14 protein-coding genes and 1 riboswitch are annotated in these 12,895 nt (G+C 33.0%); of the genes, 10 read left to right on the forward strand and 4 right to left on the reverse strand.

All coding sequences use genetic code 11. The features are described from left to right. Nucleotides 1-265 precede the first annotated feature (265 nt). Nucleotides 266-1,609, forward strand: a complete 1,344-nt coding sequence (locus ACWV26_RS08240) for an MFS transporter (RefSeq protein ID WP_455897862.1) — start codon at nt 266-268, stop codon at nt 1,607-1,609. Nucleotides 1,610-1,660: 51 nt separating this feature from the next. On the opposite strand, the gene ACWV26_RS08245 is transcribed toward ACWV26_RS08240, so the two are convergent. Continuing rightward, nucleotides 1,661-1,903, reverse strand: a complete 243-nt coding sequence (locus tag ACWV26_RS08245) for a hypothetical protein (RefSeq protein WP_455897863.1) — start codon at nt 1,901-1,903, stop codon at nt 1,661-1,663. Between the two features lie 183 nt (nt 1,904-2,086). On the opposite strand from ACWV26_RS08245, the gene ACWV26_RS08250 reads away from it, so the two are divergent. The 4 genes from ACWV26_RS08250 (at nt 2,087) to cobT (ending at nt 5,629) form a co-directional block, all read left to right on the forward strand. Next, nucleotides 2,087-2,365, forward strand: coding sequence for a hypothetical protein (locus ACWV26_RS08250; protein ID WP_455897864.1), 279 nt, complete (start codon nt 2,087-2,089; stop codon nt 2,363-2,365). Nucleotides 2,366-2,490: 125 nt separating this feature from the next. Further along, nucleotides 2,491-2,886: a hypothetical protein gene (locus ACWV26_RS08255; RefSeq protein ID WP_455897865.1), complete on the forward strand. Its 396-nt coding sequence runs from the start codon at nt 2,491-2,493 to the stop codon at nt 2,884-2,886. Nucleotides 2,887-3,193: 307 nt separating this feature from the next. Continuing rightward, nucleotides 3,194-4,267, forward strand: coding sequence for a hypothetical protein (locus ACWV26_RS08260; protein ID WP_455897866.1), 1,074 nt, complete (start codon nt 3,194-3,196; stop codon nt 4,265-4,267). 52 nt (nt 4,268-4,319) lie between these two features. After that, nucleotides 4,320-4,500: riboswitch (cobalamin riboswitch) on the forward strand. Nucleotides 4,501-4,579: 79 nt separating this feature from the next. Next, complete coding sequence (cobT, locus tag ACWV26_RS08265; protein ID WP_455897867.1) at nt 4,580-5,629, forward strand: nicotinate-nucleotide--dimethylbenzimidazole phosphoribosyltransferase; 1,050 nt, start codon at nt 4,580-4,582, stop codon at nt 5,627-5,629. Between the two features lie 159 nt (nt 5,630-5,788). Here cobT and ACWV26_RS08270 read toward each other — a convergent pair whose 3' ends face one another. After that, nucleotides 5,789-6,346: a cysteine hydrolase family protein gene (locus tag ACWV26_RS08270; RefSeq protein ID WP_455897868.1), complete on the reverse strand. Its 558-nt coding sequence runs from the start codon at nt 6,344-6,346 to the stop codon at nt 5,789-5,791. 247 nt (nt 6,347-6,593) lie between these two features. Between ACWV26_RS08270 and ACWV26_RS08275 the strand changes: the two genes are divergently transcribed. The 4 genes from ACWV26_RS08275 (at nt 6,594) to ACWV26_RS08290 (ending at nt 9,818) form a co-directional block, all read left to right on the forward strand. Further along, nucleotides 6,594-7,289 carry a hypothetical protein gene (locus tag ACWV26_RS08275; RefSeq protein WP_455897869.1) on the forward strand — a complete coding sequence of 232 codons (696 nt, stop codon included), beginning with the start codon at nt 6,594-6,596 and terminating at the stop codon, nt 7,287-7,289. A gap of 253 nt (nt 7,290-7,542) precedes the next feature. Next, nucleotides 7,543-8,343, forward strand: a complete 801-nt coding sequence (locus ACWV26_RS08280) for a basic amino acid ABC transporter substrate-binding protein (protein WP_455897870.1) — start codon at nt 7,543-7,545, stop codon at nt 8,341-8,343. 15 nt (nt 8,344-8,358) lie between these two features. Further along, nucleotides 8,359-9,099 (forward strand): amino acid ABC transporter permease, encoded by a 741-nt coding sequence (locus ACWV26_RS08285; protein WP_455897871.1) that lies wholly within the window; start codon nt 8,359-8,361, stop codon nt 9,097-9,099. Then, entirely contained in the window at nt 9,096-9,818 is a 723-nt protein-coding gene (locus ACWV26_RS08290; protein ID WP_455897872.1) for an amino acid ABC transporter ATP-binding protein, read from the forward strand. Before ACWV26_RS08285 ends, ACWV26_RS08290 begins: the two co-directional genes overlap by 4 nt. 61 nt (nt 9,819-9,879) lie before the next feature. On the opposite strand, the gene ACWV26_RS08295 is transcribed toward ACWV26_RS08290, so the two are convergent. After that, on the reverse strand, nt 9,880-10,665 hold the full coding sequence (locus ACWV26_RS08295) for a hypothetical protein (RefSeq protein WP_455897873.1): 786 nt from the start codon (nt 10,663-10,665) through the stop codon (nt 9,880-9,882). 279 nt (nt 10,666-10,944) lie between these two features. On the opposite strand from ACWV26_RS08295, the gene ACWV26_RS08300 reads away from it, so the two are divergent. Next, complete coding sequence (locus ACWV26_RS08300) at nt 10,945-12,150, forward strand: EAL-associated domain-containing protein (RefSeq protein ID WP_455897874.1); 1,206 nt, start codon at nt 10,945-10,947, stop codon at nt 12,148-12,150. A gap of 578 nt (nt 12,151-12,728) precedes the next feature. Here the strand turns inward: ACWV26_RS08300 and ACWV26_RS08305 are convergent. Beyond that, nucleotides 12,729-12,854: a hypothetical protein gene (locus ACWV26_RS08305; protein WP_455897875.1), complete on the reverse strand. Its 126-nt coding sequence runs from the start codon at nt 12,852-12,854 to the stop codon at nt 12,729-12,731. Nucleotides 12,855-12,895 lie beyond the last annotated feature (41 nt).

Raw genomic sequence — 12,895 nt, forward strand, 5'->3', positions numbered from 1 at the left:
AAATTTGCAAAAAATGTAGTGGTCAGTTTTAAGCGGTTAATGAATGCTTAAGAATTATAAATGCCATAGAAACTAAGTCGTATCTATGTTTTTATCGAAAAATAATAGTGAACTATTAATATTCTATTAATTAATAATTTTCTGAATTTATATTGACAGTTTTCCTATTAAAAGATAATATTTTCTTTATAGTGAACAATGTTTACTATATAGGGAATGATGAGGGAGAAATGTGTGATTTAAAATTAAATATGGGGTGGTAAATATGAAAAAATACAATGTAAATGAACTGATAGAAAAGCAGCATTTTAATGGTTTTCATGCTCTGATTATTTTCAGCTGTGCGTTCATTATGATTTGTGATGGATATGATATGTTTATGTTTGGGACAATTGTACCTTCATTGATGGATGAGTGGGGAATCACTTCTGTTGAGACGGGAAGAATCGGAAGCTTTGCTTTAATTGGTATGATGGTCGGTGCATTATTTTTTGGGCCATTAGCCGATCGAATTGGACGAAAAATAGTTATTTTAATATGTACATTTATTTTTTCTTTGTTCACATTTACTTCTGGATTTTCACACGATGTTACTTCATTTGGCATTCAACGTTTAATTGCAGGTATTGGACTTGGAGGTGCAATGCCAAACCTAGTTTCATTAGTAACTGAATATGCACCAAAAAAGTATAAGAGTATATTTGTTGCCATTATGTTCAGTGGGCATCCATTAGGTGGTGTAATAGCTTCTTTCGGTGGACTAACTATCCTTCCTAACTTTGGATGGAGAGCAGTCATTTGGGTAGCGATTCTACCTATTATATTATTGCCGATTATTTATAAAACGCTTCCAGAATCACCAGCGTTTTATATCCTACGTAATAAAAAGGACCAATTATTGAAAGTTTTAAATAAGCTTGACAAAGAAGGCAATTATACAAATAAAGATGAATTTGTCATTCCAACTAAGTTAACAAAAGGCGTACCTGTTAAACATTTATTTAAAAGTAATCGCGCTCTTAGTACCATCATGTTTTGGGTTGCCATTTTCATGTGTTTATTGGTTATGTATGGTTTAAGTACATGGCTTCCAAGTATCATGATGCATGCAGGCTTCGAATTAGGCTCTAGTATGTCGTTCTTGCTAACATTAAATGCTGGGGCATTGATTGGTTCGATTATAGGCGCTTGGTTAGCAGACCGTTTTGGATTAAAAAGAATGGTATTTCTATTCCTATGCGTAGCATTCGTAACTCTTACCGCGCTAAGTTTTAATCCACAAGCAATGTCCTTATACATTCTTATTTTCTTAGCGGGAGCAACAACTACAGGAGCTCAAATCATAACAAATGCTTTTGTATCACAATATTATCCAACAGAAATACGTTCTACAGGATCCGGTTGGTCTCTCGGTATAGGTAGAATCGGTGGGATGCTTGGACCAATATTTGGAGGGATTTTACTTGCAGCTCAATTAGCTACTCAATTAAACTTCCTAGCTTTTGCAATTCCATGTATCATAGCAGCAATCGCTATTCTATTTGTACAGGAAAAATATAGCCAAAAAGAAAAAGCAGTGTATAACGAAGCAGAAGTATCTTATAATTAAAAACAGCACAAAACCCCATCCACGAACAATAGTGGATGGGGTTTAACTGTTTTAATGATCATTTAGGCTATTACTATAATATGAACTAGGCTTTACTAAATCCTCTTCCATTTGATCTAAAATATCATCAAGCTCTTGCTTCGTTTTAGGGTTAATCAACATCATATAATCACTTGCAGATTTATGATTATAATTATAAGAAGCCGCTGAAGCAGGGAGAGTTGAACTAGATATAAAGCCTAATAATAACATTGGAATGAATAGTAAAGTTAAACGTTTCTGTTTTTTTCTCATACTATTTAAACTCCTAACGTAATGGATTTGTTAAAATGTTTTGATATTAGTCTACCCGGAATTTTAGATTTAAAAACAAAATTAGATAATAATTCATAGTTTATAGATAAAATAGAGACAAGACATTTATAGTTAACTGTTTAAAGTTATCATGTGAAATGAATGAAAGAAGGGGTACTTATTTTGATATTAAAAGATGTTTGTCAATGTGAATACACGAATTCACTTAAACTAGAAGCTGATTATTGTGCAGATCCAATTTGGTGCAATAATTGTGGCTGGAATCTAGATATTGATGACTTCCCACTATCAGATGAACTTCAAGAAGAATTATTCCAATGGACACTACAATATAAGAAAATGCCAAAAGATAAGCATAATAAAATGGGACTAAATCTTACTGAAAAAGTAAAAACGGAGTTAGGTTCAGATTTTACAATTGTGTTTAAAGCTGACAAATAGTTTTCAAAAAGAGTTGTTTAATGAAGAGATGTATTGAGAAGCATGCTTTATTTTTACCTGCGTAACACTTTTTATTATCCCTATGTATAGTAAGAATATCAAAGGGATGATAAGGAGGAATAACAATGCAAAACATAGAAGTTCAAGTGGAAAAATGGTATAGAGAAAATGTAAATCAAGAAGAGATTGATAGAAAAGTTATTGCCACGCTAGATTATGTAAAGAGAACCAGATCCGAAATGAAACACTTTATGATTTTTGTATATGAATTTGTTAAACCGCAACCAAAAAAGATTGAATCACGTAGAATATTTTTGGATAGGATTTTATTTCAAGAAGAACCGCACTATACTAAAGCGCAAAATTCTATCAGATATAAAGAAGTGATGAAAGATTATCAAGTAGTCAAAAAATTAGTAACAGAACAATTCAATCAACACTCAATGCTTATTGACAGATATTATGTCGATTTTAATGCAGCGGATGGTTGTCTTGGGGTAATCTGTTCTGCATATGTTTAATCAATTCAAGCATAGAAATTACCTTAGGCTAGGGACTTTTTTTAGTCTGTAGTTTATTTGTTATGCAATGAAACGTTATAAAGGGTCTGATTATATTCCTATAAATAGAATAAAATAGGTATATAGTATATACTCTCCTGTCATATTATTATATTATGTAAGAATACTGTTAGAAAGGAGTGGGCAGCTTTTTAGCAAGATAATTAAGCTTATTTCTACATTCATGTTTTGTAAATCTAAATAACTGAAGATTCTATTAAACAACTAGATAAAATGAACGTAGAAATAAAATATGGAGGGAAAAAGGTTGAAATTGATGAAATTTTTCGTTTTACTGAGCGTCCTATTAGTGAGTACGCTACTTCCAACCAATACATTTGCAGCGACGAAAGAAATGTATTATCCCGTTGCAGGGACAGCCAAAAATTCTCCTGGGATTTATAAAGCCGTTCCAAATGGAAAGTCTTCTGCTGTATTGAAGGAAAAAGTTTATACTTTAGTAGATGCAAAAAAGCCACCGATTAAATTAAATGATGTAAATTTCTTTTTAGTAAATGGTAAATTAGCAGATACCTCGCAATATGATCCATATTCAGCAAATGTAAAACCAATTCGTGATGTACAAGCAGTTGGAAAAGATGTATATTTTACTAAATTTGTATTTGATAGTATCTATGCTGGTAGTTGTGGTGGCGGTGGAGCTACTATTCTTGAAATCTATAAACGTGCAAGCAATGGAAAAGTTAGTAAGGTTGTAACAGATAAAGTTTCCTCAGATGCTAAAAATGCATTTGTCATAACCGGCAATTCTATGTACTATGCAAAAATAGTCAACGAAGCGATGGGGAATTTTACAATTGTTAAGTCTTCTTTAAGTGGAAAAAGTAAACAAACCCTTCAAAAAGGTGTAGACGACTTTTGGGTTAATAAGAAATCAATTTATTTTGTAAAAAGCGGTAAGTTATATCGTATGGATTTGAATGGGAAAAGTTTAAAATCAATTACTTCCAAAGAAAAATTATATGGTAATACTGGTTGTGGTGAAGGAAATTATTCAGTATCCAATAATGGTATGATAATCAGATCATATAGCGATAATAGCAACTATTTCTTAGATTTTACAAAATTAACGATTACAAAACTTGCAAAAACAGTCCAAGGCAATGTATTAGACGTAGACCTTCAGAGAAAACGCTTAATTGCTATTACTTATGGTGATAATGAGGCGAGTGTTTATGCTCTTTATGATTTTAATGGTAAACGAATTAAAACTTTAAAAAGCTTTAATTGGGATAAAGGACCACAATTCTATTCTGTAGATGTTAAAACAGGACAACTTTTATATATAGAAGATTCTCGATTAAAACAAATTAAATTTTAAAATGTAATAGTATTGCATTCACACTACTACTCTAGTATCATTATTAATTGAAAATTCAATAAAAGTATAAGGTGCCCGAATTTTTAGGGAGAATAGGGAATGAAGTAAAATCTTCAGCGGACCCGCCACTGTAGGGGAATCGTTTGTCGGAAATGCCACTGGATTAAATTCTGGGAAGGCCCGATGAAATCATGACCCCGAGCCAGGAGACCTGCCTTATAACTTGAAATGAACAGATGATGGAAAAGTCTGCGGTTTATTTGTGATGCAAATAAACTGCAGGCTTTTAATTTTTATTCGGGAGAGATGAAAATGAGCTTATTACAAGAAACTATTGAAAAAATTGAAGACTTAGACAAAGAGATGATGTTAAAAGCAAGACAAAGAGTGGATAGCCTCATCAAACCACCGACAAGTCTAGGGAAATTAGAAGAAATTGCAGTTCAACTTTCAGGGATTACTAGAGAAATATTCCCTAAAATTGATCAAAAAGCTGTCATTGTTATGGCAGCGGATCACGGTGTTTATGTAGAAGGCGTTACAAGTAATCCGCAAGAAGTAACATTTGCTCAAACTCTTAATATTGCAAAAGGAATCACTGGAGTAGGAGCTATCGCAAAAATTTCTAATGCAAAAATCGTAACAGTTGATATCGGCGTTAAGGAAGAAATCACAAATGATGCAGGTGTCATCAACCGAAAAATTAAAAAAGGAGCAGGGAATATTGCCCAAGGACCTGCCATGACAAGAGAAGAAGCAATCAAAGCTTTAGAGGTAGGCATAGAAATTGCAACTGCAGAAATTCAAAATGGTACCAATTTGCTAGCCACTGGAGAAATGGGTATTGGTAATACCACGCCAAGTACAGCTATTCTATCTGTATTAGCTCAAATTGACCCAGAAGGAATTACCGGTAAAGGAGCCGGACTTGGTCAAGGCGGATTAGCACATAAAATAGAAGTAATAAGAAAAGCCATTGAAATAAACCAACCAAATCCACATGACGGCATAGATGTCCTAGCGAAAGTAGGGGGCCTAGAAATTGCTGGAATGGCAGGTGTCATGCTAGCAGCTGCAGCAAACCGCGTTCCAGTAATTGTTGATGGTCTAATCTCCACAGTCTCAAGCCTAATCGCAACAACTATCGAACCAAAAGTAAAAGACTATCTAATCACATCCCATGCCACAGACGAACCAGGCGGTAAAAAAGCAAGTGAACTACTAGGCAAAGAACCAATGCTCAAAATGGATATGTGCCTAGGCGAAGGATCTGGAGCTGCCCTAGCCTTCCCAATCATCGAAGCCTCATGTAGTATGATGAGAAATATGGCTTCTTTTGAAGAAGTAGGGATGGAGATTTAATTTTTAGCAAATTGTTAATTAAAAGTAGTTTATAAAGTTGATTGTAAAGCGAGAAAACATAGTTTGATAAAGTATAGGGTATTGCAGTATAAAAAATCCCAATTTCTTAACTAGAAATTGGGATTTACTGATTTATTAAAACGAGATACAATTCTCTGATTATCGAAATTCGTTGTGAATAGGTGTAAACAAATCCTCATTCGTATTTCTAACGATTGAAAAATTATCAACATTATAATGGCCATGAAGAATTTCGTTATGGTGAAGAATAATTTGACTTGCAGATAAATTTTTTGAATCAGAAGTCGAATGACCATCTCCAACTAATGTAACATCAAAATTATTGACTGTTGCCGTTCGAACAGCTGTATCAATACAATGCTCTGTTTTACATCCCATAATCACCAGATGCTTAACACTATTTTTATTTAAATGTTCTAGTAATGGAGTTTCATAAAAAGAATTTGTAGCAGCTTTATCAAATATGGTAGCAGCAGATGGAACTTGAATATCCTTATGTATTTGAAACCCAAGTCCTTCTCCCTTTGAAACATCTAAATCTCGTATAAAAACAATAGGAATGTTCTCGTTTTTTGCTTTATCAATTACAGTGTTAATGTTAAGAATGATTTTCTCTTTCTCAAAAACCCCATGTTCTTCAGTATTACCCTCAATTAAATCCTGTTGAGCATCAATAATCAACAAAGTTTGTTGCAATTATTTTTCCTCCTTATGCATTTATCAATAATTTTTTGAGCTACACATTATATTTCTTCAAAAATTTATTTATACCCTCTATCGTCTAAAGTAAATTAATGGAATTTGCATCTGTAATTCTTTATTCAACCCTTATTCAACCTTCCTGTAATTTTTGGGAATTTTTACTATTAACTCATGTTACAATGGAAAAAGATTAAGTTTGAACATAACCAAGCGTAGTGCAAGCTAGAATGGGAGGAAAGTGATGAAAATTAAACGAATTCTTATGATGATTTTTCTTAGTATTTTTCTCGCTTCTTGTAGCAGTTCTTTGGAGAATTTGAGTAAATGTCCTGACGCTGCAATAGACTATGCGGATGTATTAATGATGAATGGTATAATATATCAACATCATTCACCTGAGATAGAAGATGAAAATAAACAAATAAAGGTTGAAAAGGGGCAGAAAATAGGAGAAGTCAGGTATAAATTGGCGAATCATGCCTGTAGTAGCTATAAAATGAAAAACGGAGATTCTACTTTTATGGACATAGGAACACCCATATATATAGTAAAAGGATATCCTTCATCATTTCTAGTTTTAGCAGACAACCAAGTGTATGTGTCGGAGCAAAATAAAAATGCAAAAACAGCAAATGAATTATATCCCTTAAAAGAATTTGCAAAAAAAATATATATTGAAAGCACAGAAGATGGAAGAAGATTGCATACTTTTTCATCCTCCTCAACAAAAGAATTTACCGAAGCATGGGACGATTTAAAAATAAAAAATGTCGACTACAAGGATGAAGAGTTAATATTCTTGGAGATTGAACTGAAAAATGGCGTATCTTATAGACTTTCTTATGCTAAAAATTCTAATGTATTTCTTATTGGCGTTAAAGGCAATGAAAAAATAAAAACTATTATTCAAAAAGAACAAAAGAAGATGGAAAAATAAATTGTTCTTTATTAATATATTCTAATTAGTTTAAAAAAGCTGCGGAGAAACGAAAGGAACTTTTTCAGAGAAGATTTAACAAAATAATAAGTGATCATTAATAATTATACAAAAATATTATATTTTATAAATTATCAGAAAAATAAATATTGTTTAAATATTAATAATTTTATATAATCATACTTAACTAGGGATATTTCTAATAATTAGGGAAATTCTTACCAAATAATATCAAAAAGATGAGGTGTTAGTAATGAAAAAGAGAAAAAAGTTACTTTCGATTTTTGCAATTCTATTTGGGATTCTAATGGTTTTATCAGCATGCGGGACAAAAGATGGAGCTAAAACATCTGGTGCTTCAGGTAATTCAGGGGACAAAATTACAGAATTAGTTGGTGGTACATCTGCAACTTTTGCGCCGTTTATTTATTTAGATAGTAGTCAAAAACTTTCAGGGATTGACGTTGATGTTTTAAATGCAATTGGTGATGAAATGGGTGTCAAAATTAAGCTAAACAATGTGGGTTGGGAACCAATCTTCCAACAAACAACAAATGGGGAAGTTGATTTCGGAACAGGTGGCATTACAATTACAGATGAACGTAAACAATCTTATGACTTTACAGATCCATATTATGAAGCAACATTATTCATCGTTGTAAAAGAAGGATCATCTATTAAATCATTGCAAGATTTAAAAGATAAGAAGATTGCTGTTCAAATCAATTCAACAGGTCATGTTGCAGCACAAAAACTACAAGGTAAAGCAAGCCCTAATATTATGGCTTACGAAGACCAACCAATTGCATATAAAGAAGTCATCAACGGTACAGCTGATGCAGCAATTGCAGATAATGCGGTTATTACTGAATACTTGAAAAACAATCCTGATGCAAAATTAAAAACAATTAAAGACCCAGCGTTCGCAAAAGAATATTATGGGTTCATGGTGAAAAAAGGAAATAAAGAAGTATATGATATTTTAAATGAAGGTTTAAAGAAAATCAAAGCAAATGGTAAATTAGCTAAGATTACTAGTCAAGAACTTAAATAATTGGGGGTATTTCAGATGAACTTCTTGGGATTACATTGGGATATAATCTGGAACTACCGAGACATGTTTTTACGTGGTATCTGGGTGACAATCGTGTTAACCATATGTGGTTATTTCGGTGGTCTAGTACTAGGTGTTTTATTGGGACTTGGTAAAACATCCAAAAAGAAATGGATTTTTTGGCCGACGAAATTATATGTTGACCTTTTCCGTGGGACACCGATGCTTGTTCAAATTTTAATCATTCACTTAGCTGTTATTCCATCTATATTCGGCCAATCGTACGGTTTTATGGTTTCGGGTATAACCGCACTGATCCTAAATAGTGCCGCTTATAATGCTGAAATTATTCGTGCGGGGATTCAGTCCATTGGTAAAGGTCAAATGGAAGCAGCTCGTTCACTTGGTTTAACACATAGTCAAGCGATGATTAAAATCGTATTACCACAAGCGTTTCGTCGAATGATTCCACCACTCGGAAATGAATTTATCGCATTATTAAAAGACTCTTCACTTGTTACAATTATCGCGGCAAATGATATTTTATATGCAAGTAAAGTTGTTGTAGGTGCATACCAACGTTTCTGGGAGCCATATTTGACAGCGGCTGTTCTGTATTTAATCTTAACTTATATCGTAACTAAAATTATTGCTTACATCGAGAAACGATTTAGTAATAACTACAATCCAAGAAAGAAAAAATCAAGACAAACCAATCTGCCGCAAAACGAAGATGAAGGGCGGACTGCAGCATGATTCATATCAAAAGCTTACACAAAAACTTTGGAAATCTTGAGGTATTAAAGGGAATAGATTATGAAGTAAAAGAAAAAGAAGTCGTTTGTGTGATTGGTCCATCCGGTTCTGGTAAAAGTACATTCTTGAGATGCATTAATTTGTTGGAAGAAATTACGGATGGAGAGATATTGATTGGAGGGGTAAAAGTCAATGATCCCAAAACAAATATCAATGAAATCCGAACAGAAGTAGGGATGGTATTTCAACAATTTAATTTATTCCCTCATATGACGGTGCTTGATAATATTACGATGGCTCCAATGAAAGTTCGGAAAATCACGAAATCAGAAGCTGAAAAATTAGCTCTCGAATTATTAGATAAAGTAGGACTTAGGCAAAAGGCAGATAATTACCCAGAACAACTTTCTGGTGGCCAACAGCAACGCGTTGCGATAGCACGTGCCCTTGCAATGAAACCAAAAATCATGCTTTTTGATGAACCAACATCTGCTCTCGATCCAGAAATGGTAAACGAGGTACTTGATGTAATGAAACAACTTGCTGATGAAGGTATGACTATGGTAATCGTCACACATGAAATGGGTTTTGCTCGCGAAGTAGGTGATCATGTCATATTTATGGATGGTGGCTACATTGTTGAACAAGGAAAGCCAGAAGATATATTTGGCACTCCACAAAATGAACGAACAAAAGCATTCTTAAGTAAAGTATTATAATACCTAAAAAAGCTCTATTCCCTACATAATGGGATTAGAGCTTTTTGCTAATTGAAGTTCATCATTTAATAATACAATCATATTTTTTTGAAGGGAACTCAGCTCCCAACTTTTTGACCTTAACTTTCGCATCATTGATTAAAGATTTAGCCTTTTCTTTTGTTTTTGTGTCTAATGGTGCGGATTTTCTTTCATGCTTAGGAAAATCAATACCAAGTGCCTTTAATTGCTTATGGGCCTCCTCTTTTGTTATAGCACCAGATCTCACATTCTCCATAATCTTTTTGACTTTCACTTTTGTATTTGCATCTAAATTTTTAAATATTTCATGTCTAGGATGCTTAGAAAATTCGACACCAAGTGCTTTTAATTGCTTATGGGCCTCCTCTTTTGTTATAGCACCAGACTTCACATTCTCCATAATCTTTTTGACTTTCACTTTCGTATTTTCGTCTAAATTTTTAAATATTTCATGTTTATGATGTTTAGGAAATTCTATGCCAAGTGCCTTTAATTGTTTATGAGCCTCATCTCTTGTAATGGTACCTTCTTTTGCTTTTTTCAAAATTTCTTTTGCTTTTGCTTTTGTATTTTCATCGAGATTTTTGAATAACTCGCCTCGGGCAGGATGCTTATGAACTGGAACACCTATTTTAGCTAGATCTGCATCTAATTTACTTAAAATTGTATCTACCTTTTGCTTAGTTTGAGCATCTAATTTCGAATTACTTTCTGAAGCAGTTTTATTTTCAATTGCACTTGCAGCAAGAGTAGGATTGTGACTTATAAATCCCATTGTAATCGTGCATGCTAGTGAAATAGTTAAAATTTTGGAGCGATAGTTCATGTGTACTTTTCTCCTTTATAAATATCATTCGTAAGTCAATTGTTATAGTGTAGTGTCATGATAAGCTTAAATTTGTAAAAAATAACCACCTTCTTCCACGAAAATAAGTGATTTTATATTTCCCAATTTTTATAAAAATAAAAGTATGAATTCGCTAAATAATGAAATGAATTAAGAAAAATTTATTTTTTCTAGAGGATTCTTTGATTTAGTATTGTGTCAGTTCTTTGAATTCTACGCTATAATAATACTAGCAACAGCGAATGGGGGAACAAGTGGATGGATGTTCTTGAACTTCTAGATCGATTAGAAGAAATTGAAATTTTATACGAGCCAATTTTTAGTGCAGATGAACATGAGATTGTTGCATATGAAGTGATTGGTCAAATAACGAATAAGGATGAAAAATTTAACATTGTTGAATTTACATATGATGAAACAGTCCCAGCAGATATTCGTTCGGAAGTGGAGATACTAGTCATTAAAAAGGCACTTCAAGTTTCCGCAAAAGACTTACAAGCTACACGAATCTATTTACCTTGCAATCCAAATTTGTTAATGTTGGATTTTGGCGATTCCTATTTTGAAACATTACTAAATTTCGTAGATGAATGTAATTTACCACATATTTATTTAATGATACCGATGCAAAAGTTTGATGGAGAGCTTACTCAGCTTCGACACCCAATTAATTACATTAAAACATATGGTGTAAAAACTGTTACTGCAGACATAGGGCCAGATAGTAAGTTGGATCAAATTTTACTATTAGAACCTGCTGTTTTGAAAATGAAAATGAGTCAACAAGATTACCATTCTTGGGGTCCACAGAACCATCTATTGACAACAATTCAAACACTAGCGAATAAAATGGGCGCAGACTTAATGTTTGATGAAATAGAAACAAGTTACCAACTACATTATGCCTGGAAAAGTGGTGCACGCTTTTTCAAAGGAAAATACTTAGCTACACCAACCAATGAATATTTACCTCGAGATGTATTTAAAGAGAAAATCCGAAGCGAATGCCAACAATTTATCTCGATGGAGAAAAAGCGTCTTGAAGCAAAATATGAAGAAATGAACAAACTCCAAAAAAGTATTACTACAACCGTGAAAAGTATAAATCCAACAAGCCAAAATGTTGAAAGCTTATTAAAACTGGCAAAAGAATTAGAAGATTATACTTTCCGCTTATATATCTGTAACGATGAAGGATTTCAAATTTCACCCAACATCGTCAGACTAAAAAGCGGATGGAATATAGAAGAAGCAGCAATCGGTAAAAACTGGAGTTGGCGACCATATTTCCTATCAAATATGATCAAACTCAAAAACGACTCTAAAGGCGATCTCTCCAGCATCTATAGCGATATCCGCACAGGTGAACTAACCCGAACTTACTCCTTGGCCCTAAACTGCCAGGAATTCCTATTTGTCGATATTACTTATAGCTATTTAGAAGAGCATTATATTGTGAGTTGATAATTATTATGAAATACTTATCCGGTTTGAGTTAAATTTTTTAAGCTCTGATTTCACTGTAATGAAGGTGAAATTAGAGCTTTTCTATTAAAATTGGGGGAAGGAAACGATTCGCTGTTTGAGAGGCCACTATGGAAAATATAGTAATTTAAAGATAACCTATCTCCGATGATAGTTTTTTTAAATTTAGTATAAAATGAAGTTATCAAAAAGTTCTTACAAAGGGAATGGATATAATTTGCCGAGTATTCAGGACACCACCTACCCCATAATCAAGAGCCTGACATTGTATAAAACTTTTAGATCTATCACCCTGACTTCGACCACACAAGATGTATATACTGCTTGGAGAAATGGTATGACCTCCTTATTGGTAACGCTTATATTTTTAATTGTACTTGGAAAATAAGGGAATGCCTTTATTATCTTGATGAAAAGTAACATTTTTTTAAAATCTCGTTTCTTTGATCGCTCTATGTCAATCAAATTCAATTTCAACCACTCTTCAAACAGAACACGACTAAATTATTGGATACTAAAAAGTTGGGATAAACAAAAAGTTTCTACCAACTTTTTTACTACTTCTGTTGAGCAATAATAAATTTTTTATTTTGATTTTGATTAATCTGTTCTTTTGCTGAACGAATAATATCCATTTGATGGCTGGACAATTGGCAATCATTCAAATGATTCAATTTCTCCATTTTTTCATTCCTCCCATTTCACATAAAATCCTTTTTGGTTT

This window comes from Rummeliibacillus sp. JY-2-4R (genome assembly GCF_053847205.1).

Bases quoted from the DNA above. Each gene is read 5' to 3' on its own strand.
- ACWV26_RS08295 (WP_455897873.1), bottom strand. From the start codon at position 10,665: ATGAACTATCGCTCCAAAATTTTAACTATTTCACTAGCATGCACGATT.
- ACWV26_RS08300 (WP_455897874.1), top strand. From the start codon at position 10,945: ATGGATGTTCTTGAACTTCTAGATCGATTAGAAGAAATTGAAATTTTA.
- ACWV26_RS08275 (WP_455897869.1), top strand. From the start codon at position 6,594: ATGAAAATTAAACGAATTCTTATGATGATTTTTCTTAGTATTTTTCTC.
- ACWV26_RS08290 (WP_455897872.1), top strand. From the start codon at position 9,096: ATGATTCATATCAAAAGCTTACACAAAAACTTTGGAAATCTTGAGGTA.
- ACWV26_RS08245 (WP_455897863.1), bottom strand. From the start codon at position 1,903: ATGAGAAAAAAACAGAAACGTTTAACTTTACTATTCATTCCAATGTTA.
- ACWV26_RS08285 (WP_455897871.1), top strand. From the start codon at position 8,359: ATGAACTTCTTGGGATTACATTGGGATATAATCTGGAACTACCGAGAC.
- cobT (WP_455897867.1), top strand. From the start codon at position 4,580: ATGAGCTTATTACAAGAAACTATTGAAAAAATTGAAGACTTAGACAAA.
- ACWV26_RS08305 (WP_455897875.1), bottom strand. From the start codon at position 12,854: ATGGAGAAATTGAATCATTTGAATGATTGCCAATTGTCCAGCCATCAA.
- ACWV26_RS08280 (WP_455897870.1), top strand. From the start codon at position 7,543: ATGAAAAAGAGAAAAAAGTTACTTTCGATTTTTGCAATTCTATTTGGG.
- ACWV26_RS08240 (WP_455897862.1), top strand. From the start codon at position 266: ATGAAAAAATACAATGTAAATGAACTGATAGAAAAGCAGCATTTTAAT.
- ACWV26_RS08255 (WP_455897865.1), top strand. From the start codon at position 2,491: ATGCAAAACATAGAAGTTCAAGTGGAAAAATGGTATAGAGAAAATGTA.